The organism is Streptomonospora salina (genome assembly GCF_014204715.1).
GTDB classification, from domain to species: domain Bacteria; phylum Actinomycetota; class Actinomycetes; order Streptosporangiales; family Streptosporangiaceae; genus Streptomonospora; species Streptomonospora salina.
This window is the reverse complement of sequence record NZ_JACHLY010000001.1, coordinates 2,781,662-2,802,933: the sequence shown is the minus strand read 5'-3', so window position 1 is coordinate 2,802,933 and position 21,272 is coordinate 2,781,662. Positions and strand designations below refer to the sequence as shown.

Here is a 21,272-nt window from a genome sequence, read left to right as displayed (position 1 = left end):
CCCCTTTCCGTGATCAGCCCATCGCACAAAGTGAACATACTGTAAACAGCCTTTCTCAGACGCGTCAATGGCCGGGGCTGCCGCAGCGGCGTAGTGCGGCCGCCGGGTGCGCATCCCGGCCGCGCTACCGGGACCGCGTCACGCGTCGTAGTCCACCGTCACTTCGGCGGTGACGGGATAGGACTGGCAGGTCAGCACGAAGCCCTCGGCGACCTCGGCGTCTTCCAGCGCGAAATTGCGGCGCATGTCCACCTCGCCGGCGGTGACCTTGGCGCGGCAGGTGCCGCATACTCCGCCGCGGCAGGCGAAGGGCATATCCGCACGCGCGGCCTGGGCGGAGTCGAGGACGGTGGATCCGGCGGGTATCGGCGCGGTACCGGTGCGCCCGTCGAGCACGACGGTGAGGCTTCCTCCGGTCTGGGGCCCGGCGGCCTCGACGCGGCGCGGCGGGGGCGGTGGGGCGTCCACGTGGAACAGCTCGCGGTGCACCCGCTCGGCGGGCACGCCCAGATCGGCGAGGACGCCGCGCGCGCCCTCGGTCATGGCGTAGGGCCCGCACAGCCACACGTGGGCGGTGCCCCGCAGCGGAACGAGCGCCTCCAGCACCCGGCGGAGCCGGTCGGGCTCCAGCCGCCCCGACAGCAGTTCGGCGTCGCGGGGTTCGCGGGAGAGCACGTGGAGGAGGTGGAGCCGGTCGGGGAAGCGGTTCTTCAGGTCGGCGAGCTCCTCGGCGAACATGGCCGTGCGCGCGGTGCGGTTGCCGTAGATCAGCGTGGCCTCGGCTCCGGGGTGGCCGTGCAGCAGCGACGCCGCGATCGACAGCACCGGGGTGATGCCCGAGCCCGCGGCGACGAGCAGGTGCCGCCCGCCCTGGGCGGAGTCGGCGCAGAACGAGCCGGAGGGCGTGGCCACCTCGACCTCTGTGCCGGGGGCGATCTCGTTCACCAGCCATGCGGAGAACAGGCCGCCGGGGACCTCGCGGACGCCGATGCGCAGCGGCCCGCCGTCGGGGGAGCAGATCGAGTAGGTGCGCCGGTGTTCGCCGCCGTCGATCCAGCGGCGCAGCGTCAGCGACTGGCCGGGCCGGAACGCGAAGTCGGCGGCCGATTCCGGGGGGACCTCGAACGTCACCGCCGCAGCGTCGGGGCACAGCCGCTCGACGGAGGACACGCACAGGGTGTGGAAAACCGGGGCCGTGCGCCGCCGCGGCTCGCTGGAGGTGGCGGTCACTCAGATCTCCTTGATGTGCTCGAAGGGTTCGGCGCACGCCGTGCAGCGGTACAGCGCCTTGCAGGCCGTGGAACCGAATTCGGAGGTCAGCTCGGCGGCTCCGGAACCGCACCGGGGACAGTGCAGGGCGCGGCGGCGCGGGGTCAGCGACAGCGGCACCGGGCCGCCGCGGTGCGGCGCAGCGCCGGGCGGTGAGACGCCGTGCTCGGCGAGCAGCCGCCTGCCGCGTTCGGTGATCCGGTCGGTGCTCCACGGCGGGTCGAGCACCGTGCGCACCTCCACGCTGTCGAACCCGGCACCACGCAGCGCCCGGTCCACATCGGCGCGGATGACGCCGATGGCCGGGCATCCCGAGTAGGTGGGGGTGATCCACACGACGGCACCGCCGTCGCCGTCGGCGTCGACCGCGCGCAGGATGCCCAGGTCGGCCAGGGTGAGCATGGGCAGCTCGGGATCGGTGACCGCCGCTGCCGCCTGCCGGGCCCGCACCCGGTCGGATTCGGCCCGAGCGGCCTGTGCGGGGGCTCCCGCGCGCTGGGCGCTCACCAGGTGCCCCTGGGGTGTTCCCGGGCCAGCGACTGCATGTCGCCCAGCAGCTCGGACAGCGCCGGGGTGTGCTCGCCGGCGCGCCCGCGCACGGCGGCGGCATCGAGGGCGGGACGGTGCAGGTCGGCGGCTCGGAGGACGTCGTCCAGGACCGCCGTGCACGCCGCGCGGACCGCGTCCGGCGCGACGCCCGCACCCGCTTCGGCCATGCGGCGCTCCACGGGGTGCACCGCGAACAGTCCGGCGGCGTGCGGCCAGACGGCCGCGGCGGCGGCATCGATACGCCGGCGCGATCGCGCGGTGCCCTGCGCCAGGGCCACCGTCCACCGTGCGGCGTGGTCGCGGTGGTAGGCGACCTCGGCGACACCCTTGGCGGCGACCGCGGCGAGCACCGGGTCGACCGAGCCGCGCAGCTCCTCCAGCAGCGCCAGGCGCCACGCGGAGAACAGCAGCAGCCGCAGCGTGGACTGCGCGAAGTCCCCGTTGGGGATCTCGGCGAGTGCGACGTTGCGGAAGCCGCCGGGGTCGCGGAAGAACGCGAGCGCGTCCTCGGCGGGCACAGGGGAGTCGGACGGCAGCGGGGGAACCGAATCGGGGTCGGCCGCGGCGGCGCGCGCCAGCAGCAGCCGCCCCTGGCCCAGCAGGTCGAGGGAGATGTTGGAGAGTGCGACGTCCTCCTCCAGCTCGGGAGCGTTGCTGCACCACTCGGCGAGGCGCTGGGCGAGCACGAGCGCGTCGTCGCCGAGCATCAGGCAGTAGGCGGCGAGGTCGGCGCGGTCGACGCCTGCGGGCACCGTGGTGTCCACGCCGGCCAGCGGATCGTCGAAGCCGGCCCCGAAAGCCCACTGCGCGGCGTCGCCGCCGACGTCGACCAGACCCGCATAGACCGACTCCTCGTTCGGTTCGGCGGCGGGGGAGTGCGTCATAGCGGCCTCACATACGGGGGACGTCGTCGGGGACGGTGTAGAAGGTGGGGTGGCGGTAGACCTTGTCGCCGCTGGGGGCGAACATCGGGTCCTTCTCGTCGGGACTGGAGGCGGTGATGAGCGCGGAGCGCACCACCCACACGCTCACGCCCTCGTTGCGGCGGGTGTAGACGTCGCGGGCGTTGCGCAGCGCCATGGTGTCGTCGGCGGCGTGCAGCGAGCCCACGTGCACGTGGTTGAGCCCGCGCTTGCTGCGCACGAAGACCTCGTACAGCGGCCAGTCGGGTGCGGTGGTCTCGGTGTCCATCAGTGGCCTCCGTGTGCTGCGCCGCTGCCGGCCGGGGCCTGCTGCTGCGCTCCGCGCGCGGCGAAGGCCGCCGCGGCTTCGCGCACCCAGGCGCCGTCCTCGTGCGCGCGGCGGCGGTGGGCGATCCGTTCGGCGTTGCAGGGGCCGTCGCCTTTGACGACGCGGGTGAATTCGGCCCAGTCGGGTTCGCCGAAGTCGTAGTGGCCGCGGTCGGGGTTCCAGGTCAGCTCCGGGTCGGGCAGACGCACGCCCAGCGCGTCGGCCTGGGGAACCGACATGTCGACGAAGCGCTGCCGCAGTTCGTCGTTGGTGTGGCGCTTGATGCCCCAGTGCATGGACTGCGCGGTGTTGGGGGAGTCGGCGTCGGGCGGGCCGAACATCATCAGGGAGGGCCACCACCAGCGGTCCACCGATTCCTGGACCAGGGCGCGCTGCTCGTCGGTGCCGCGCATCATGGTCGCCAGCAGCTCGTAGCCCTGGCGCTGGTGGAAGGACTCCTCCTTGCAGATGCGGATCATCGCCCGGCTGTAGGGCCCGTAGGAGCTGCGGCACAGCGGCACCTGGTTGCAGATGGCGGCGCCGTCCACGAGCCAGCCGATGGTGCCCACGTCGGTGTAGGAGAGCGCGGGGTAGTTGAAGATCGAGGAGTACTTCTGCGCCCCGGTCAGCAGGCGGCGGGTCAGTTCGGCGCGGTCGACGCCCAGCGTTTCGGCCGCGGAGTACAGGTACAGGCCGTGGCCGGCCTCGTCCTGCACCTTGGCGAGCAGGACGGCCTTGCGGCGCAGCGACGGGGCGCGCGAGATCCAGGCGCCTTCAGGCTGCATGCCGATGATCTCGGAGTGGGCGTGCTGGGCGATCTGGCGGATGAGGGTCGTGCGGTAGCCCTCGGGCATCCAGTCGCGCGGTTCGATGCGCTCCTGGCGTGCGATGACCGCGTCGAACTCCGCGCTGAGCCGTTCTTCGTCCGCTGCTGCGGGTGCCGCCATGGTCGCTCCAACCAGCCGCTGCAACCGGTCCATTTACTGACCGTTCGGTCTGTAATAGTCTGCCACCACGCTGGCCGAGGGCGCAATGGAGGGACCCCGCCGTGACCGCACTACTGGAGAGCTACGCGCAGGACGCCTGGTACCGGGCGTCCGACGAGGGCATGCCGCTGGCGGACGCGGCCACCGGTGAAACCGTCGCCCGCCTGTCCGCCACCGGGCTGGACGTGCCCGGAATGATCGACTACGGCCGCCGCGTGGGCGGCCCCGCGCTGCGCTCACTCACCTTCCACCAGCGCGCGGCGATCCTGAAGAGCCTGGCCAAGCACCTGACCGGGAGCGCCGCCGAATTCCACGCGCTCTCGCACCGCACCGGCGCCACCCGCCGCGACAACGCCGTCGACGTCGACGGCGGCATCGGCACCCTCTTCAGCTACGCGAGCAAGGGCGCACGCGAACTTCCCGACGACACGGTGCTGCCCGACGGCCCCGCCGAACGCCTCGGCCGCGGCGGCACCTTCGTCGGCCAGCACGTCTACACCTCCCGCCCGGGCGTAGCCGTGCAGATCAACGCCTTCAACTTCCCGGTGTGGGGCATGCTGGAGAAGCTCGCCCCGGCCTTCCTCGCCGGCGTGCCCAGCATCGTCAAACCCGCGAGCCAGACCGCCTACCTCACCGAGCTGGTGGTGCGACGCATCGTCGAGTCCGGGCTGCTGCCCGAGGGCTCGCTGCAGCTGCTCGCCGGCGGGCCCGCCGGACTGCTCGACCGCCTCGGTCCGCAGGACGCGGTCGCCTTCACCGGATCCGCCGAAACCGGCGCCAAGCTGCGCGCGCACCCGGCGGTCGTGCACAACGGAGTCCGGCTGGGGATCGAGGCCGACTCGCTCAACTGCTCGGTACTGGGACCCGACGTCGCGCCCGACGACCCCGAGTTCGCGCTCTTCGCCGACCAGCTCGTCACCGAGATGACGGTCAAGACCGGACAGAAGTGCACGGCCATCCGGCGTGCGCTCGTACCCGAGCACCTCGCCGACGCCGTGGTCGACGCCGTCGGCCGGCGCCTGGAACAGGTCGTGGTCGGCGACCCCGCCGACCCCGGAACCACCATGGGCCCGCTGGTCGGCGCGGACCAGCGCACCGAGGTGCTCAAGGCGGTCGCCGCGCTGCGCGGATCGGCGGAGGCCGTCCTCGGCGACCCGGAGCGCTGCACGCCGGCCGGCGCCGATCCGCAGCGCGGCGCCTTCGTCGCACCGGTCCTGCTGCGCGCCGGCAAGGACGCGGCCGAGCCCCACGAGGTCGAAGCGTTCGGCCCGGTCAGCACCGTCATCGGATACCGCGGCGTACGGGAGGCCGTCGAGCTGGCCGCACGCGGACGCGGCAGCCTGGTGGGCTCCGTCGTCACCAACGACCCCGGCACCGCACGCGAGATGGTGCTGGGACTGGCACCCTGGCACGGCAGGATGCTCGTGCTCGACCGCGACGACGCCGAAGAGTCCACCGGACACGGATCCCCGCTTCCCGTGCTCGTGCACGGCGGCCCCGGGCGCGCCGGAGGCGGCGAGGAGCTCGGCGGTATGCGCGCCGTCCGGCACCACATGCAGCGCACCGCCGTGCAGGCCTCCCCGGATATGGCGACCGCGATCACCGGCCGCTGGACCACCGGCGCACGGCGCCGCGACGACGGCGTCCACCCGTTCCGCAAGAGCCTGGCCGAGCTGCGCATCGGCGACACCGTCGCCTCCGGGCCGCACACGGTGACGCGCGAGGACATCGACCGCTTCGCCGACCTCACCGGCGACACCTTCTACGCCCACACCGACGAGGAGGCCGCCGCCGCCAACCCCCTGTTCGGCGGCATCGTCGCCCACGGCTACCTGGTGGTCTCCCTGGCCGCCGGGCTGTTCGTCGACCCCGCGCCGGGGCCGGTACTGGCGAACTTCGGCGTCGACGACCTGCGCTTTGCGACGCCGGTGAAGGCGGGAGACGCCATCGCCGTCACGCTCACCGCCAAGCGGATCACCCCGCGCATCAACGCCGACTACGGCGAGGTCCGCTGGGACGCGGTCGTCGAGAACGCCGAGGGGCAGCCGGTGGCCACCTACGACGTGCTCACCCTGGTGGCCAAGGAGCAGCCGGAGAGCTGAGCGCGGGCACGGGTGAAACCCCGCGCTCGTCTTCGGCGAACCCGCCACAACGGGCGTCCTCGGAGAGGGCCTCGGGAGCCGGTCCGCACCTCGGCGTCCGCGCCCTTCGAAGGACACACCTTAGCGTTCCCCGTGCGCCCGGACGTGCGGGTTCTCGATCAGCCCCAGGACGCTGCCCTCGGGATCCAGCACGGTCGCCACACGGATTCCCCCGCCTACCTCCCGCACTCCGCTCTTCGGCACCGCTCCATGCGCCCGGATCCCGGCGAGCGCGGCATCGATGTCGGCGACACCCCGATAGGTAACGGGACGCCGGCCGGGCAGTTCGACGGGGTGCAGCGCGAGTTCGTAGCCGCCGGCGTCGAAGCCGACGCAGTAGTCCTCGCTGAAGCAGGGGCCGTATCCCAGAACGCCCGTGTACCACCGCGTCAGCGCGGCCGGATCGGACGCCGGGTATGCGGTCGTGCGCAGTCCGAGGAGCGCAGAGGCCTCCGATCCGGGGCGACACGGTCACCCCCGATCCTGGCGCATCCGTACTGCCGCGGCCACAGGAGTGCGCGGCCGGTACCGGCCTACCGACGGCACAGCCGGGGCGCGTCCCCGCCCTCCCCGCCTTCGGCCGCGCATCCGCCCCGCCGACGCCCCGGGCGTCCCGGCAGGCTCGACCCGGCGAGCACCGCAGACATGGCGACACGTCGACACGCGGACACCGCTCGGCGTCCGCGCACCGATCCGGATTCCGCCGCCGCGGACGCGACCGCGACCTGTTCGCCGATGCGATGCCGGCACGGGAGATACGCGCCCACGGCCGCGCCGCCGCGAGCGGCGCGACGGTGTTCTTCGACCGGGGCGTCGTCGATGTCGCCGGCTACCTGCGTGTGGAGGGCCGCCGTGTGCCCCAGCACGTCCACAGCGCCGCTCTCCGCTTCCGCTACGACCGCACGGTGTTCATCGCCCCGCCGTGGTCGGCGATCTACCGCACCGGCACCGAGCGCGCACAGACGTTCGCCCAGGCCGAGCGCATCTACGCGGCGATGGTGTCCGCCTGCACCGACTACGGCTACGACCTGGTCGAACTTCCCCGGTCGTCCGTGCCCGAGCGCGCACGCTTCGTCGTGGACCGATCCCCGGAGTGACCTGGAGCGCTGGCGGATACAGGAAACGCGCATACGCTGTGGCCCATGACGATCGCGGGCGACGGACGCAGACGGCACTGGACGGCGGCGACCGCTGCGGTGGCCCTGGCGGTCGCAGCGGTCAGCGGGTGTACGGCCGAGCAGCGGGAGAACCTCTTCGGCGGCATCGCGGCCGAAGGCCTGCGTGTGGCGGCCGAGGAGGCGTTCGCGTCGGCCGGGTTCCCCATCGAGGGCCAGTTGGACTGCGAGGTCGGGGAAAGCGACGGCTCCCAGGTCACGGCGGACTGCAGTGGGGCCACTCAGCAAGGTGCCGACGTCTCCTTCGACGGCTCGTTCGACCCCGGCGACACCGACTTCACCGACGGCGTCGACGGCGATTTCACCGGCAAGGTGGCAGGCGAGACGGTGTTCAGCACCGATTGCCTCGGCTGCGGAGGGAGCGGGGGAAGCGGCGGATGACGGCCCCCGCGCCCGCCGGGATGCGCCGGTCGCCGTAGCCCTATGTCCACCTGTCGACAAAGCGCCGCAGGCCGGCGGCTCCCCAGCGCCGGGAGCCGCCGGCCCGTCGCCGTGCGCGTATCAGGGGCGGCGGCCCACGGCGCCGTAGCCGTCGGTCGGGCGCACAGCGCCGACGTCGGACTCGTCCGGGCGCCACAGCGGGCAGGAGACCACCCCGGGTTCCACGAGTTCCAGCCCCGAGAAGAGCTCGGCGACCTGTTCCGGTGACCGCAGGGTCAGCGGAGTCGATCCGCCTTCGTTCCACAGGCGGGCGGCTTCGTCCATGCCCTCGGGGTCGACCACGTTGGTCGAATGGGAGACCACCAGGTGGCTCCCGCTCGGGAAAGAGCGCATCAGCCGCTGGACGAGGTCCTGGGCCTGCGCGTCGTCGGTGACGAACTCCAGGATGCCCAGCAGCATGACGGCGGTCGGCCGGTTCCGGTCCAGTGTCTTCACGGCGCTGTCGACGATGGTGTCCGGGTCGCGCAGGTCGGCGTCGATGTAGTCTGTGGCGCCTTCCGGCGCGCCGACGAGCAGAGCGCGGGCGTGGGCGAGGACGACGGGGTCGTTGTCCACGTAGACGATGCGGCTGTCCGGGGCGACCGACTGCGCGACCGTGTGCGTGTTGCCCGCCGTGGGGATCCCGGTGCCGATGTCGAGGAACTGGCGAATGCCGGCTTCGCCCGCGAGATAGCGGACCGTCCGCTGGAGGAACGCCCGGTTGGCGCGGGCGCCCTCGACGATCGGGGGTGTGGCGGCGATGATCCGGTCGCCGACGGCACGATCGGCCGCGAAGTTGTCCTTGCCGCCCAGCCAGTAGTCGTAGATCCGGGCGGGGTGGGCCAGGCTGGTGTCGATCCCCGGGGGCACAGGGGGATCGTCGGCCGTGGCGCGCATCCACTCGGGGGAGTCGTCCATCGGGGGCCTCCGTCGGTCGGGCGTCGTGGACGCGATCATCGTAGTGCGTCCGCCCGGGCTCCCTCCATCGACCTGACCTGAACCAAAGTTCAGGAAATATGTTCCCGCGTATGGACTCCGATGAGAACCCGACCGTCGCGGCCGAAGACGCGCAGGCGATCCGAGAGCTCGTGGCACAGGCGCAGGAAGCGCAGAACGATCCGGACGCGCTGCTCGCGCTGCACACACCGGACACCGTGATCGTGAACATCGCGGGCGGCGCGTCCTGGGGCGCGCGGCGTTCGGGGAGGCGATGGCCGCCGCCCTCGCCTCCCCTCTCGGCGACGTCCGCACATGCGTGGAGGTCGTCGACATCCGCCGCACAGCCCCCGGTGCAGCCGTCGTCAGCTGCATCAAAACGGTCCACGACGGCCGCGGTGGCGGCGACGCCCACACCGCCGTGCCGTCGCACGGCGCGCTCACCTACGTGCTGCGCACGGACAGCGGATCCTGGCGGATCGCTCTCGCGCAGACGACGCCGACGCGTGCGGCGCCCGACCCACCGCAGTGACGCCGCCACCGGCGCCGACCGGGACACGAACCGCCATGTCGACACGTCGGCGAAACGGCTTGTCCGCTTCCGGCGCCCAGACGGCGGGGAGCGAAAACGCACGCGGGCACGCCTCGCCCCGGAGCCCGGCTCCGCGGCCCCTGGCGCCGACCTCCCCGTCGTGCGATCCTGCCCGGCGTTGCCGAAGACGCTGACGACACGGAGTCCGGGGACCGCTGCCGGCCACATGGTCGCCACGGTCGGGCCGGCGCTGGTCTCGGCTGCGCTGCTGTCCGCGGCCGCGGTCGTGCTGGCCCGGCTCGTTCTCGGCGGCGGCGGATGCTCCGCAGCGGCGGAAGCGTGCCCCATGCCCCCTCTGCGCGGGGATTTCCGCGACGCCGCTCTGCTCGTGTTCGGCGCCGCGACCGGCACCCCCGTGGTCTGGGAGCCGGCTCCCGCCCCGGTGCCCGGCCCCGCCGGGCCGGTCGCGTTCTCACTGGCCGCACAGGTGCCGTACGCGCCGTGGACGGCGGTAGCGGTGCTGCTTCCGGTGCTGCCCGGCCTGCTGATGGCGTACGCGGTATCCCGTCGCGCCCGGCGCACCGGCGTGCGCCGGTTCCGGCTCCTGATCCCCGCGCTGGCCGGCTACGGTCTCGGCCTCCTCGGCGCCCTCCTGCTGCTCTCCGCACTCCCCGAAAACGGCGGCCTGACCGTCCACTCCCTGCCCGCAGGGCCGGTGGCGCTACTCGGCACGGTGTGGGCCGGTGCCTCGGCGACCGCGGCCCTGGCACTCGTCGCCGCGGTCTCCACCGCTCCTACCGCCCGCGACGGCAGGGGAGCGAGGCGCCGCCGCACCGACCGGCGGCCCGCCGCAGCAGCCGACCGCGGCCCGCCGTGAGGCCGTACGCGACGGCGCGTTCGGTCGATCACTGCACCGGTTGAGGCCACCGAGCGCGGTTCGCGGCGACGGGACACGCCCCGGGCGATTCCCGCTCGCACACGGTCCCGCCCCCCGGCTGCACGGTGCCCGCTCAGGTGAGCCGGGCACCGCCCATCCCGCCGCCGAAAAAACCGCCTGCCCGCTTTCGACACGATCCCCGAAGCGGACCTGAACGCGCTGCTGGAGGACCGGGAGCGGCTCACCGAGGTGCTGACCTGCCACGTCGTCGAGGGCAAGCACGCCCCCGGTGAGCTGGAGAACGGATCCTTCACCTCGTTGCAGGGCGAAACGGTCGAGACCTCCGGTTCCGGCGAGGACTACACGGTCGACGGCGTCCTGATGCCGCAGAGCTGAGGGCGCCGGCGCCCTGAATTCGAGCTCCCGGGCGGGTCGGCGGTGGACACGGCCCGTCCGGGGTAGCGGACCGGGACAGGAACGAGGACGATGGACGACGATTCGGTGCCGCGTCTGTCCGGTGCCTCCCGGGCCGAGGCGCCGCCCCCGGAAGGGCTCGGCGACCTCCTGCGCCGCGTCGCCCGCGGTGACGAACGCGCCTTCGAGCAGGCCTACGACCGGATGAGCCCGTCGGTGTACGGCCTCGTCCGGCGCATCCTGCGCGCCCCCGCCCAGTCGGAGGAGGTCACCCAGGAGGTGTGGCGCTGGGCCTGCCGCTTCGACGAGCGGCGGGGCCCGCGGCACCGCCCGTGTAGCGCGGGCCCGGCCGCGCCGCGCCGCGAACCTGTCCGCAACCACGCCGACGGCTCCGTGTGCAGTCCGCTCCCATTGCGCCTGTGCGATTCTGGCGCGTACGCGACGCGGAAGGAGACCGATGATACTCCTCGAACGGTTGGCGACCTCCTGGGACGTGATCGGACTGGTAGCGGTGACCGCGCCGGTCGCGTACCTGGGGTTGATCACGTTCTCGAAGCTCGCCGGGCTGCGTTCGTTCTCCGAGATGACCAACTTCGACTTGGCCGCGACCGTGGCGTTCGGTTCGATGCTCGCCACCACGATCGTGAACCCCGAGGTTTCCCTGCTGCAGGGCGGGGTCGCCCTCGCGGTACTGTTCACGGTTCAGGCGGCCGTAGCACAGGCGCGGTTCCGCTTCCGGTTGCAGCTGCTGCTGGAGAACCGCCCGCTCCTGCTGATGCGCGATTCCCGGATGCTGCCGAAGAATCTGCGAAAGGCGCGGATGACCGAAAACGACCTGCGCTCGAAACTGCGGCTGGCCGGAGTGACGAGCGTGGAGCACGTCTCAGCCGCGGTTCTGGAAACCACCGGTGATGTGTCGGTGCTGCTTGAGAACGCGGACGGCCGCCCCCTGGATACGGACCTGTTGACCAGCGTGGCGGGCGCGGGCGCTCCGTCTGAGCGCGGGGGCGGATGACGCCGCTCAGCGGAATCCGGAACCGGCGGATGCGCTGCGACCGCTCCCGGCCGTCGCGGTCGCGGCGTGCCGCGCCCTCGGCGGCGTGCGGGGGACCGGCCTCGCTTTTTGCGCGACGTACCAGGTCAGATCCCCTCGGCGACGGTCCGGTCTCGACGATCAGGGGATGGCACTTCCTTCTTTCAGCGATCGCTCCGACTTCGACGACGCTGGTCGCGGTTTCGTCACCTCCCTCGATTCGGCGGTGATCACCGCTGCGGACGGCACCACGGTCCGGGACGGCGGCGCCTACGGCTTCCTCGACGGTGAGTGCCCCGAAAGCACGACCAGCCCCTGCGCGGCGTCAACAGCGATCTGACCGGAATCGAGATCACCGAGACCATGGGCTGCCGCCGGCGCTGGAGAGCGCGTGGCACGCGCAGGGCTACTACGGTTCGGTCAGCCACAACGTCAAGGCGATCTGCCGACACTGCATAGGCTGGTTCGACGGCAGTCCCGCGCACCTGTGGGAGCACCCGCCGGTGGAGTCGGCGAAGCGCTACGTGGAGTTCATGGGCGGCGCCGATATGGTCGCTGCGCTGACCGTGGACCAGGTATTCGACTCGCTGGCGGTGCGGGTGGACGGCCCCGGCTGCTGGGACGAGCGGCTGAGCATCGACTGGACGTTCACCGACCTGGGCGAGAGCCGTCGCACGCCCCTCGCCAACGGGGTCCTGGTGACCCGGTCGGTCCCCGGCAGCGGAGCACCCGCCGGCCTGTCGGTCGGCCCCACCGTGCCCCAGCTCCTCCAGGCGATCTCCGCCGGCGGGCTCGACGGGCTGCGGACCGAGGGCGACACCGGCCTGTTCCGGCGGCTGCCGGCATCGCTGACCGAACCGGCCCGGAGCTTCCCGATCGTCACTCCGTGCGCTTCAGACGTTTCCGACCGCGAAAGGATGGACGTAGCGGTCGGTGTCGTCGAACGGCAGGAACCAGGCCGTGACAGCCGCGGCCCCGTCTTCGGCGGGGACGTCGCTGTAGAGCCACGCGCGGTCCCTACCCTCATGGACCGACTCGGCGAAGGTGTCCAACGCTGGGCCGCCTTCGTCGAGAAGACCGTGAATATCGAGGATGGTTCGGGCCTGACCCAGCAGAAGCCGCAGGGCGAGTTCCTCGGCGACGGACCCGAGGCTCCGAAAGGTTCCGTCGGTGAAACGCGTGGTCAGCGCGACTGCGGTGACCAGGAAGCGGCGTGCGAATCCGGCGGTGTAGTGCTCGGCGAACCGCTCCGGCAAGTCTTCCAGGCGCATCAGCGGGCCGTCGCACCCGGCAACCGCCGTATCTTCGGTCCACAGTTCGTGCACATCCATGAAGAGTTCGTCGAGCACCGCGACCGAGGCCTCGAACAGAGCGCCGGCGGCCAGATCGGCGGCCCCCTGATCGACGCCGAACCCCGCGGCGCCATCCTCCTCGCCGGGGTCGCCGCCCCCGAAGGAAACGGGAGAGAACGCCTTCAGGCGCGGGGCGAGCGCCTGCAAGCAGGCCCGCCGCGCAGCCGCCTCTTCCGGGCTCGGACCGCTCGGCGGCGCTTGCGGCGCCAGGTACCGACTGCGCCGCGCCCCGAGGTCGTCGGGAGGCGCGTCGGGGCCGTCGGCAGCGGCGAGACTCTCCGCAAGCGAGTCGGGGTGCAGCTCGACGCCCGAGTGCTGCACGGTCCAGCCGGACAAGAGCTCGACCGCCTCCAGCAGTTCTTCGATCAGGGCCCGGCCGGCGGCCTCGGCGAACTCGAGCGCCGGCGCGTCCAGCATCAGCGTCAGGAGCACCCCCTCCGCGTGCACAGCGATGGCACAGTCGAACAGGTCGACTTCCATACCATCGGGGCCCTTGATGGGCTCGACGCCTTCCAGCGCCTGCCCGAACACCCGGAGAGCGCCCTCACGCTGCAAGGAGTCCAGTTGCGCGCCGCCGTCGGGGATCGCTGTATCCACTCTCACCGCATAATGCACACCGCCATGATGCCGACACATGCGCCCGTGCGTGAGCAGACGACGAAATCGGGGCCGGCGGAGACGCGGCGGCGTCCCCTCCGGCGAACCGGCGCGCCCAGCGGTACTGCGGTCCGGCGGCGGGGCCGCATGGCGGCCCGCCCCCCTGCGAGTACCTCGCTGCCGGCGCCGGAGGCCGGAGTCAGGGCTTGCGCGCCACCCCGCCGTACTGGTCCATGCCGCGCCGCGTGCCGACCTCGACGGGTTCGGGGCGCCACATCGGGCACGGGACCACACCCGGATCCACCAGTTCCATGCCGTTGAAGCGGCTTTCGATCGCCTCGGGGCTGCGCAGCAGATACGGGACCCCGCCCTGCTGGTTTCCGCGCTCCATGGCTTCGTTGTACGCCTCGCTGGTATTGGTGCCGTCGTACATCGCCAGGTAGCTACCGGACGGCAGCGCGTCCATGAGCCGCCGGATGATCGGCTGCACCTCGTCGTCGGGCATGTGGCCGAGGATCCCCAGCAGCATGAGTGCGACGGGCTGGTCGAAGTCCAAAACGTCGGCGGCCCGCTCCAGAATCGCGTCCGGATCGCGCAGGTCGGCGTCGATGTAGTCGGTGACGCCCTCGGGAGACCCGACGAGCAGGGCGCGCGCGTGGACCAGCACGAGCGGGTCGTTGTCCACGTAGACCACCCGGCTTTCCGGAGCGACGGCCTGGGCGACCTCGTGGGTGTTGTTGACCGTGGGCATTCCGGTACCGATATCGAGGAACTGGCGGATGCCCGCCGTACCGGCCAGGTAGGTCACGACGCGGCTCAGGAACTCCCGGCTGGTGCGGGCCAGGTCGGCGATCTCCGGGAAGGACGCGTACACCTGGTCGCCCACTTCGCGGTCGATCGCGAAATTGTCCTTACCGCCCATCCAGTAGTTCCAGATCCGGGACGAGTGCGGTACGGAGGTATCCAGCTCCGGCGCGGGCTCGGTTCCGGCGGGAACGGGCGAGAAGAAGCCGTCTGTCATCGAATACCCACCTCAGTCAGCGATCGGGGTAGCCCCGCAGCAGTGGATCCGCCGGCCTGGACACCTGGACGTCCGCTCTCGGCCGGATCCTGTCGGTCAAGGATAGACAAAGCCGACACCACTGTGCATCCGCAGCGCGCACAGCCGTGCGATCAGCGGAAACACGCCGGGTATCACTGCGGATGCCGCCGGCGCCGGCACGAGAGGCGGGGCGGCCGGGTCGATGCGGTGCAGTGCGGCCCGGCCGGCCCCGATTCGATCCGGCGATTCAGTCGAGGATCCGGACGTAACCGTCGGTCCCGTGGACGCGGATCCGCTGCCCGTCGCGGATTCCGCGGGTGGCCTGCTCCACACCCACGACGGCCGGCAGGCCGTACTCGCGCGCGATCACCGCCCCATGCGTCATCAGTCCGCCTACCTCCGTCACCAGGCCGGCGACGGTGACGAACGCCGGGGTCCAGCTGGGGTCGGTGTAGGCGGTGACCAGGATGTCGCCCGCCTCAAGGTCGGCCTGTGCCATATCCGTGACGACACGGGCACGGCCCTCGACGACCCCGGCCGAGACGGGAAGGCCGATCAACGCGCCGGCCGGGGCGTCGCCGCGCCGATACCGGCCGGTTACGGCTTCGCCGTCCGACGTCAGGACCCGGGGCGGGGTGAGCGCCTCGTGCGACCGGAACGCCTCCCGCCGCTCCCGGATGAGTCGGGCGTCCGCGAAACCGGTCCGCACGGCCTCCTCCAGCTCCTCGAAGCGGAGGAAGAAGATGTCCTCCCTCTCGCGCAGGCCGCCCGAGCGGACGAGGCGGTCGGCTTCCCGCAGCAGCGCCTGCTTATAGACGAAGTAGCGGGTGACCATCCCGTATTTGGGGTACTCCCGGTATCCGGCGAAGGTGCGGATACGGTCGATCATCCGCTTGGTCTCCCCGGTCGTGCCTTCACCGTCGGGAAGGGCGCCCAAGCGCGACAGAATCTCCTGTTCTTTCCGGTGCGACTCCCGGCGCCCCTGTTCGAAGCGTCGCTCGCTTTCGCCCGGCTCGAAGTTCCCGATGAAGCCGAGCAGGGCGGGCACGAGTGCGGCGGGCCGCTCACTCCAGCGTGGTCTGGTGACGTCGATCTCTCCCACGCACCGCATTCCGTAGGTGTCGAGGTAGCTCCGGATCGCATCACGTGCCTCCGGTCCACCGGCGAGTCCGGCCATCTCGGCCAAGAAACCGTCGTCCTCCCGGCCTTCGTCCACCACACGCTGCAGGAACGCCACGACGTCGGAGTGCGGCCGGATCGTGTCCGCCACGTCGAGAAGCGCCATCCCCATCTCCGAGGTGACGTTGCGCGGCACGGATCGGGCGAGCGCATCGGCCGCGTTCTTCTCGCCCAACGACGCTTGCACATGATCGTTGATCCACTGGCTCGCCTCCAGCGCCGCCGTGACCACCTGAAGACTCTGCGGATCGAAGAGGAGGCGCTGCAGCTCGGCGATGTCGGCCCGGACGAAGTCGAGCAGGGCCGGACCGGACAGATCCCGGATCCCGCACCGCAAGGCGGCGACGGAGTCCTCATTCCGTCGGATCAGCTCGCTGACGATGTCGGGATCGGTTGCGATCGGGGCGGGGCCGTCACCGGCGGGCGCCGCAGTGGAATCCTCGTCCGGAGGCGCGGGGAGGGTGTCGCCGCGGTCGAGGACGGTCCGCAGCGCGTCCCCGATCAGCGGGTCGGAGCTTCCCAGGGTCGCCATGAGACTCGCGCGGCCCGCGGGCGTCGCCAGGGCGGGGGCGACGTCGACGAACAACCGGCCGCCCGCCTCGTGCATCGGTCGGGGAGTCGTCAACTGCCACAGGGACAGTCCCAGCGGCTTCATCGCGTCGGTCATCATCTGCTGGTGACCGACGGAGACGTAGACGCGGTTCTCTCCGTCGCCGGTCGCGGGGGTCGGGAACAGGGTGGTGATGGGACGGCTCTGGACGATGTGGAAGTCGTCGCCGACCCGGCACCATTCGATGTCCTGGGGCCGGCCGGCGTGCGCTTCGATGCGTCTGCCCAACCGCACCAGGCGCACGACCTGTGCTTCCGTCAGAGCGGGCTGCGTCTGCCGCTGCGGCTCGATCGGCGCGTCATGGGTGCCGCCTTCCGGCGACACCTGCGTGATCCGGGTCTTGGCGGCGATCGCGGCGGATGCGACCTCGTCGTCGCGCACCGTGTAGACGTCACCGGCGACCAGCCCGGAAACGAGCGCATCGCCGAGCCCCCAGCCGGCTTCCACGGTGGCGGTCGCGCGATCCGAGGTCACCGGGTCGGCGGTGAACAGGGTCCCGGCCGCGTCCGGGAACACCATTCGCTGTACGACCACGGCCATACCGATCGTGCGGTGGTCGAAGCCGTTGCGAAGTCGGTAGGCCACCGCCCGCTCGGTGAACAGCGAAGCCCAGCACCGCCGGACGTGCCGAAGGATCGCCGCCGGACCCGTGACGTTCAGGTAGGAGTCCATCTGGCCCGCGAAGGATGCGGACGGCAGGTCCTCGGCGGTCGCGCTGGACCGCACCGCGTAGGAGGCGTGCTCCCCGAGCCGGGTGAGCGCCCCGCCGATCTCCGCCGCAAGGGCGTCGGGCACCGCGACGCCTGCGATGCTGCTGCGTACATCGGCGCTCAGGGTGCGGATCGCCGCGCGGTCGTCGGGTTCCGCGCGCGCCAGCGCGTCCAACCGGGTACCGATCGACGGTGTCTCGGCAACGATCCGCCGAAACGCGTCCGCCGTAATGCAGAAGCCGGATGGAACGCCGATACCGGCGATCCGCGACAGCTCGCCCAGAAGCGCCCCTTTCCCGCCGACGTCTGCGGTATTCGCCGCTCCGACCTGCTCGAACCCCATCACATAACGCGATTCCATTGCCCCGCCGTTCGTCGATTCACTTCGCACGGCAGCAAGTATGGAGTAGTTTTCGCCGCTTCATGAGGCGCACGAATCTGGTATAAAGTAAAAGTGGCGGGGAAAATCCGGACCTCATCCTTCGCCGCGCAGGGGCGAGATCGCTGACCGGCTCACGTCCGAAGCCGACGAGTTCTCGTCCGAGCTCCGCGAACATGTCCTCCCCTGCGTCCTGGGCGGCCCGCGTGGCCTTCCGGCGGAGGTGTGCGTCGCGTGCCGGAGTGAGCCTCCATCAGGGCCTCCTCGGCACGCTTCTCGGGCGTCGATGGCATCGGAGCAGTTCCACGGCTCGTGTCCTACACGCGGCGGCTCTGTCGGAACAGTCCTCGCCTTGGCGCAGGCTCTACCTGGCCGCTGGCAGGGCTGCGTGCTGGGAGAGGGGCTCTGAAAGGTCCTTCCAGCCGATGACATCCACGGGACGGTGGAGCCGTCCGCCCGGCAGGCCCCAGACAGCGGAGGGGTTGCCGAGGGTGGGCACCGGGACGGCGGCGAAGACGACACCTGAAGCGTGCTGCCCCGACCGTTCCGCACGGTCGGGGCTGCGTACCGTGCGGCTGCTGAGCCGGGAACGCCCCCGCCGACCGCTGTTCCGGCGGGGAACGGCGCTGCGGATCACGGCCATGCTGGGGAGATCGCCGCGGCGTAGAATCGGAGGTACCCGGTATCGACGACACTCCCGACCCGAGGTGCCCGCCACGCCGGTTTCCGCCAGAGGGTATGCGCCATGCCGAACCGCCGCAGATTCAACCGACACCGCGCACGTGACAGCGACAGACCCGGCACGGCCACATCCCGGACGACTTCCCCTGCGCAACCGGATCCGGATGCGGGAGTGGCACCGGAGCAGCGCCAAGAGCCCGCTGAACCGGCACGCACCGGCGCGGTGCGGGCCGCGATGGGGGCCGTCGTGCTGCTCGCCGTCGTCCTCCTCGTGTTCCCCCTAAGCGGCACCGCTCAGGCCGGAGCCGGCTTCCCGGGTTTCCGCGGCGAGCCGCCCCTGGCGATCGCGCTGCTCATCGCGATGGTCGCCGGAAGCGTGATCACGCTGATCCTTGCCGCCACCCACTTCACCCGCCTCCGGCACCGCGTTCGCGGCAGGCGACGACCTCTCGCGTCCCGACCGTGACGACCCGCCTCCGAGGATTCCTGCACGCACGGCGCACCGGGCTCCTACGGACTCGGCGGCCCTCTCGAACCGCCGCATCACCGGTGGCGGATCCGGCCGCCGCCCGTGCGGCGGCCGCCGGAACGCGCTCCCGGCGCGGGGGAGCTCGACGGGTCGGCGCGGGGGCGCGGCGGGCACGGCAGCTGGTTGCCCGGACCATCGGCCGGGCCTGGGCGGACCGGGTTCTGGGGCTGGCGGCCGAGGCCGGATTCTGGGCGCTGCTTTCCCTGACGCCCTTGCTGCTGGTCCTAGTGGCCGCCATCGGGTACCTGCCCCCGTTGTTCGGCGCCGGTACGGTAAGCGAGGTCGAAGCCTGGATCCTGACGGTGGCCGGGCATGTCCTGGCGCCCTCCGCAGTCGAGGGGGTCATCGACCCGGTCCTGGCCGATGTGCTGCACCACGGACGCGGCGAGATCGTCTCGGTCGGCTTCCTGCTCGCGTTGTGGAGCGGTTCGGCGGCGATGAACACCTACGTCAACGCCATCACCATCGCCTACGGGATGAACGAACTTCGCCCGGCGCTTCGAGCCCGGGCGCTGGCCTTCGCCCTCTACCTGGGAGCGCTGGGCGCCGGAGCCCTCGTGCTGCCGCTGCTGGTCGCGACTCCCGACTGGATCCTCGCCGCCACACCCGCAGACGCCCGCCCGGTCGTCGGGCCGCTGGTCAGCGTGGGCTACTGGCCCGTTCTCATCGTGCTCTGCACCGGGCTGCTAGTCGTCCTCTACCGTGCGGCGACCCCGGTACGCGGCCGCTGGCGGCGCGACATGCCCGGCGCGGTGCTCGCGATGCTGCTGTGGCTGGGCGGCAGCATGGCGCTGCGGTTGTTCCTGTCGCTGGCGATCGCGGGCAACGCCGCTTACGGCGTACTGGCGGCGCCTGCCGCGGCCCTGCTGTTCCTGTATGTGACCGCGCTGGCGGTGCTGCTCGGCGCCGAGCTGAACGCCCGGATCGCCCGCTCCCGACCCGACGGGTGAGCCCGGGCGAGACTGCCGCGCACGGCGACGACAGGACAAGCGGATCTGCGCCACCCCCCGGTCTCGGCCCTCTGGAGCGTCCCCTGTTTCCCCGGCATCCGGGGTGGGCGAGGAGCCGATGCGGATTCCGCGCGTGTGCTCACCGGCCTCGCCAGGGCCGAGCGGCCAGGCGCGGCGCCCCGATGCGCCCCTTCGGGGCGGCCGCGTGCCGAAAGCGTCCCCGCGTCCCGCTCTCGCTCGTCGGCTGCGACCGCATCAGCTTCCTGAGGCACTACGCGTTCACCGGCGCGGCCAGAGCAGACGTCGCAGAGGACTTGCTCCGCCTTGGGACCGATCCGCGCCGGCTGGGCCGCCGGCCTGGGGAGGGGAGGATTCATGGTTGCGGTACACGCGAAAAACTATCGTGGCCGGAGTAGACATGCACCGGGGTTGCTGCTAGATTTTCTGTCGTAGCCGAGCAGACGGGCTGCGGATGACCGCCGGGGAAGCACCGGCGGAGCAGGTCGGCCTGACCGGTGCAGGCAGCAGAGCGCCGGGGGCCGGTAGTACAGCAGTACGCAGTACACGCAGTTGCAGTACCGCAGGAGGCTTCCCGCCACCACGGGGGAAGCAGCAGCGAATAAGGGCGTCCCGGCGCTGGATGAGGGTGTGAGAACGCGTCCGGAGGCCGCCTGGCAGGACCACCGCAGGTGGAACGAAGAAGTGCAAGTGCACCACCGGCGTCCCGCCCTCGCGGGGGAGGCCGCAGCAGGAAGAGAGCAGGTCGGCTCGACCGGCGCGCACGTGCGGTAAGGCGCCGGGGGCCGGTAGTACAGCAGTACGCGGTACATAGCAGTGCAGCAGTAGAGCAGTAGAGGCAGTTGCAGGTTGTGAGGACGAGAGGAGCAGATGCCATCAGGATCGCCCGCGTGAGGAACGTCGCCGCGCGGGTACCGCAGGACCCTGGTTCGGAAGAAGGTGGTCCACGGTCAGACAACCGCGATCCCCGCTTTCCCGTCGCAGCAGGTTCTACGGGAATCGGTAGATCGGCCCCGCTTGGGCCGGTACGTAGATGGTGTTGAACTCTCGGGCCCCGGCGCCGCAATGGCGCCGGGGCCCTCGACGTGCTCACGGAGACGTTGACGAGGTGCTGTGACCGGTTCCGACGCCGATGACCGGCTTGATGACGACGACTTTCCCGCCTACACCATGGGCCGGGCCGCGGAACTGGTCGGCACGACGCCGGCGTTCCTGCGCTCTCTGGGCGAGGCCGGGCTGATCGAGCCGCTGCGCTCGGCGGGCGGGCACCGGCGCTTCTCCCGCTACCAATTGCGTATCGCGGTCCGGGCCCGGGAGTTGGTCGACGAGGGCACGCCGATCGAGGCGGCGTGCACGATCGTGATTCTGCAGGACCAGCTGGAGGAGGCCCAGCGGATCAACGAGCAGATGCGGGGCACCGACCCGCAGGACTGAGAACCCGCAGGGGCGGGGGCGAACACGGGCAGGAAGCTCGACTCCCTCGCCCGCTATCTACAACGGATTTCGGGCGCAGGACACCAGCAGCACCACCCGTCCCCGCGATGACGCCGGATGTCGCATCCTGCCGCGAGCTGTCCGCGGGTGCCGTGAGCTCCACACGGACGGCTGACGGACACAAGAAACAGAGCCTGGCCTCCGGTGGCGGAGACCAGGCTCTGATCTG

At 71.6% G+C, this 21,272-nt stretch carries 21 protein-coding genes and 3 pseudogenes; 13 read left to right on the top strand and 11 right to left on the bottom strand.

Features of this window, described 5'->3' with window-relative positions; all coding sequences use genetic code 11:
• Positions 1 to 138: 138 nt before the first annotated feature.
• From paaE to paaA, 5 genes are read right to left on the bottom strand one after another with little or no spacing between them, the layout of a single operon-like run.
• Positions 139 to 1,230: a 1,2-phenylacetyl-CoA epoxidase subunit PaaE gene (gene paaE / locus HNR25_RS12790; RefSeq protein WP_184635349.1), complete on the bottom strand. Its 1,092-nt coding sequence runs from the start codon at positions 1,228 to 1,230 to the stop codon at positions 139 to 141.
• Complete coding sequence (gene paaD, locus HNR25_RS12785) at positions 1,231 to 1,779, bottom strand: 1,2-phenylacetyl-CoA epoxidase subunit PaaD (RefSeq protein WP_221458619.1); 549 nt, start codon at positions 1,777 to 1,779, stop codon at positions 1,231 to 1,233.
• A complete protein-coding gene (paaC, locus tag HNR25_RS12780) occupies positions 1,773 to 2,702 on the bottom strand; it encodes a 1,2-phenylacetyl-CoA epoxidase subunit PaaC (protein ID WP_184635347.1) in 930 nt (309 codons plus the stop codon). The genes paaD and paaC overlap by 7 nt, the downstream gene beginning before the upstream one ends.
• Before the next feature lie 7 nt (positions 2,703 to 2,709).
• The gene (gene paaB, locus HNR25_RS12775) at positions 2,710 to 3,009 is read right to left on the bottom strand and encodes a 1,2-phenylacetyl-CoA epoxidase subunit PaaB (protein ID WP_184635344.1); all 300 of its coding nucleotides are present in this window, start codon (positions 3,007 to 3,009) and stop codon (positions 2,710 to 2,712) included.
• A complete protein-coding gene (gene paaA, locus HNR25_RS12770) occupies positions 3,009 to 3,995 on the bottom strand; it encodes a 1,2-phenylacetyl-CoA epoxidase subunit PaaA (protein ID WP_184635342.1) in 987 nt (328 codons plus the stop codon). The genes paaB and paaA overlap by 1 nt, the downstream gene beginning before the upstream one ends.
• Before the next feature lie 101 nt (positions 3,996 to 4,096).
• On the opposite strand from paaA, the gene paaZ reads away from it, so the two are divergent.
• Positions 4,097 to 6,136 (top strand): phenylacetic acid degradation bifunctional protein PaaZ, encoded by a 2,040-nt coding sequence (paaZ, locus tag HNR25_RS12765; protein WP_184635340.1) that lies wholly within the window; start codon positions 4,097 to 4,099, stop codon positions 6,134 to 6,136.
• A gap of 120 nt (positions 6,137 to 6,256) precedes the next feature.
• On the opposite strand, the gene HNR25_RS27055 is transcribed toward paaZ, so the two are convergent.
• Positions 6,257 to 6,607, bottom strand: a complete 351-nt coding sequence (locus HNR25_RS27055; protein WP_184639247.1) for a VOC family protein — start codon at positions 6,605 to 6,607, stop codon at positions 6,257 to 6,259.
• Between HNR25_RS27055 and HNR25_RS26510 the strand changes: the two genes are divergently transcribed.
• Positions 6,592 to 7,272: an AAA family ATPase gene (locus tag HNR25_RS26510; protein ID WP_281387526.1), complete on the top strand. Its 681-nt coding sequence runs from the start codon at positions 6,592 to 6,594 to the stop codon at positions 7,270 to 7,272. The genes HNR25_RS27055 and HNR25_RS26510 overlap by 16 nt on opposite strands.
• 45 nt (positions 7,273 to 7,317) lie before the next feature.
• Positions 7,318 to 7,731 (top strand): hypothetical protein, encoded by a 414-nt coding sequence (locus HNR25_RS12750; RefSeq protein ID WP_184635336.1) that lies wholly within the window; start codon positions 7,318 to 7,320, stop codon positions 7,729 to 7,731.
• Positions 7,732 to 7,851: 120 nt separating this feature from the next.
• On the opposite strand, the gene HNR25_RS12745 is transcribed toward HNR25_RS12750, so the two are convergent.
• Positions 7,852 to 8,688, bottom strand: coding sequence for an SAM-dependent methyltransferase (locus tag HNR25_RS12745; RefSeq protein ID WP_184635334.1), 837 nt, complete (start codon positions 8,686 to 8,688; stop codon positions 7,852 to 7,854).
• Positions 8,689 to 8,777: 89 nt separating this feature from the next.
• Positions 8,778 to 8,912 carry a hypothetical protein gene (locus tag HNR25_RS26505; RefSeq protein WP_281387525.1) on the bottom strand — a complete coding sequence of 45 codons (135 nt, stop codon included), beginning with the start codon at positions 8,910 to 8,912 and terminating at the stop codon, positions 8,778 to 8,780.
• Between the two features lie 68 nt (positions 8,913 to 8,980).
• Between HNR25_RS26505 and HNR25_RS25940 the strand changes: the two genes are divergently transcribed.
• The 7 genes and pseudogenes from HNR25_RS25940 to HNR25_RS25930 all read left to right on the top strand — a co-directional run.
• On the top strand, positions 8,981 to 9,238 hold the full coding sequence (locus HNR25_RS25940; RefSeq protein ID WP_246463641.1) for a nuclear transport factor 2 family protein: 258 nt from the start codon (positions 8,981 to 8,983) through the stop codon (positions 9,236 to 9,238).
• A gap of 226 nt (positions 9,239 to 9,464) precedes the next feature.
• Positions 9,465 to 10,115: a hypothetical protein gene (locus HNR25_RS12735; RefSeq protein WP_184635332.1), complete on the top strand. Its 651-nt coding sequence runs from the start codon at positions 9,465 to 9,467 to the stop codon at positions 10,113 to 10,115.
• 183 nt (positions 10,116 to 10,298) lie between these two features.
• Positions 10,299 to 10,490, top strand: a pseudogene (locus tag HNR25_RS12730) (fasciclin domain-containing protein); the annotation flags it as partial.
• Positions 10,491 to 10,601: 111 nt separating this feature from the next.
• Positions 10,602 to 10,847: pseudogene (locus HNR25_RS25935) on the top strand (sigma-70 family RNA polymerase sigma factor); the annotation flags it as partial.
• Positions 10,848 to 10,986: 139 nt separating this feature from the next.
• Complete coding sequence (locus HNR25_RS12725) at positions 10,987 to 11,544, top strand: DUF421 domain-containing protein (protein ID WP_184635331.1); 558 nt, start codon at positions 10,987 to 10,989, stop codon at positions 11,542 to 11,544.
• A gap of 166 nt (positions 11,545 to 11,710) precedes the next feature.
• A complete protein-coding gene (locus HNR25_RS12720) occupies positions 11,711 to 11,902 on the top strand; it encodes a hypothetical protein (RefSeq protein ID WP_184635329.1) in 192 nt (63 codons plus the stop codon).
• Positions 11,850 to 12,389: pseudogene (locus HNR25_RS25930) on the top strand (alkyl sulfatase dimerization domain-containing protein); the annotation flags it as partial. The gene HNR25_RS12720 and the pseudogene HNR25_RS25930, both read left to right, overlap by 53 nt.
• A 66-nt stretch (positions 12,390 to 12,455) precedes the next feature.
• Here the strand turns inward: HNR25_RS25930 and HNR25_RS12710 are convergent.
• The 3 genes from HNR25_RS12710 to rph all read right to left on the bottom strand — a co-directional run bounded on the left by HNR25_RS12710 (position 12,456) and on the right by rph (position 17,413).
• On the bottom strand, positions 12,456 to 13,511 hold the full coding sequence (locus tag HNR25_RS12710; RefSeq protein WP_221459296.1) for a hypothetical protein: 1,056 nt from the start codon (positions 13,509 to 13,511) through the stop codon (positions 12,456 to 12,458).
• A 199-nt stretch (positions 13,512 to 13,710) separates the two neighbouring features.
• On the bottom strand, positions 13,711 to 14,532 hold the full coding sequence (locus tag HNR25_RS12705) for an SAM-dependent methyltransferase (protein ID WP_184635325.1): 822 nt from the start codon (positions 14,530 to 14,532) through the stop codon (positions 13,711 to 13,713).
• Positions 14,533 to 14,800: 268 nt separating this feature from the next.
• Entirely contained in the window at positions 14,801 to 17,413 is a 2,613-nt protein-coding gene (gene rph / locus HNR25_RS12700) for a rifamycin-inactivating phosphotransferase (RefSeq protein WP_184635323.1), read from the bottom strand.
• An 871-nt stretch (positions 17,414 to 18,284) separates the two neighbouring features.
• On the opposite strand from rph, the gene HNR25_RS12695 reads away from it, so the two are divergent.
• The 3 genes from HNR25_RS12695 (at position 18,285) to HNR25_RS12685 (ending at position 21,043) form a co-directional block, all read left to right on the top strand.
• Positions 18,285 to 18,578 carry a DUF1049 domain-containing protein gene (locus HNR25_RS12695; protein ID WP_246463640.1) on the top strand — a complete coding sequence of 98 codons (294 nt, stop codon included), beginning with the start codon at positions 18,285 to 18,287 and terminating at the stop codon, positions 18,576 to 18,578.
• A 182-nt stretch (positions 18,579 to 18,760) separates the two neighbouring features.
• Complete coding sequence (locus tag HNR25_RS12690; RefSeq protein WP_221458610.1) at positions 18,761 to 19,591, top strand: YihY/virulence factor BrkB family protein; 831 nt, start codon at positions 18,761 to 18,763, stop codon at positions 19,589 to 19,591.
• 1,188 nt (positions 19,592 to 20,779) lie between these two features.
• Positions 20,780 to 21,043 (top strand): MerR family transcriptional regulator, encoded by a 264-nt coding sequence (locus HNR25_RS12685; protein WP_184639242.1) that lies wholly within the window; start codon positions 20,780 to 20,782, stop codon positions 21,041 to 21,043.
• Positions 21,044 to 21,272: the final 229 nt, after the last annotated feature.

What these genes read in the sequence shown, in the direction of transcription:
- paaC (WP_184635347.1), bottom strand. Translation starts at nt 2,702, where the DNA reads ATGACGCACTCCCCCGCCGCCGAACCGAACGAGGAGTCGGTCTATGCG.
- paaB (WP_184635344.1), bottom strand. Translation starts at nt 3,009, where the DNA reads ATGGACACCGAGACCACCGCACCCGACTGGCCGCTGTACGAGGTCTTC.
- paaA (WP_184635342.1), bottom strand. Translation starts at nt 3,995, where the DNA reads ATGGCGGCACCCGCAGCAGCGGACGAAGAACGGCTCAGCGCGGAGTTC.
- HNR25_RS26510 (WP_281387526.1), top strand. Translation starts at nt 6,592, where the DNA reads ATGCGGTCGTGCGCAGTCCGAGGAGCGCAGAGGCCTCCGATCCGGGGC.
- HNR25_RS12750 (WP_184635336.1), top strand. Translation starts at nt 7,318, where the DNA reads ATGACGATCGCGGGCGACGGACGCAGACGGCACTGGACGGCGGCGACC.
- HNR25_RS12745 (WP_184635334.1), bottom strand. Translation starts at nt 8,688, where the DNA reads ATGGACGACTCCCCCGAGTGGATGCGCGCCACGGCCGACGATCCCCCT.
- HNR25_RS25940 (WP_246463641.1), top strand. Translation starts at nt 8,981, where the DNA reads ATGGCCGCCGCCCTCGCCTCCCCTCTCGGCGACGTCCGCACATGCGTG.
- HNR25_RS12735 (WP_184635332.1), top strand. Translation starts at nt 9,465, where the DNA reads ATGGTCGCCACGGTCGGGCCGGCGCTGGTCTCGGCTGCGCTGCTGTCC.
- HNR25_RS12725 (WP_184635331.1), top strand. Translation starts at nt 10,987, where the DNA reads ATGATACTCCTCGAACGGTTGGCGACCTCCTGGGACGTGATCGGACTG.
- HNR25_RS12720 (WP_184635329.1), top strand. Translation starts at nt 11,711, where the DNA reads ATGGCACTTCCTTCTTTCAGCGATCGCTCCGACTTCGACGACGCTGGT.
- HNR25_RS12705 (WP_184635325.1), bottom strand. Translation starts at nt 14,532, where the DNA reads ATGACAGACGGCTTCTTCTCGCCCGTTCCCGCCGGAACCGAGCCCGCG.
- rph (WP_184635323.1), bottom strand. Translation starts at nt 17,413, where the DNA reads ATGGAATCGCGTTATGTGATGGGGTTCGAGCAGGTCGGAGCGGCGAAT.
- HNR25_RS12685 (WP_184639242.1), top strand. Translation starts at nt 20,780, where the DNA reads ATGGGCCGGGCCGCGGAACTGGTCGGCACGACGCCGGCGTTCCTGCGC.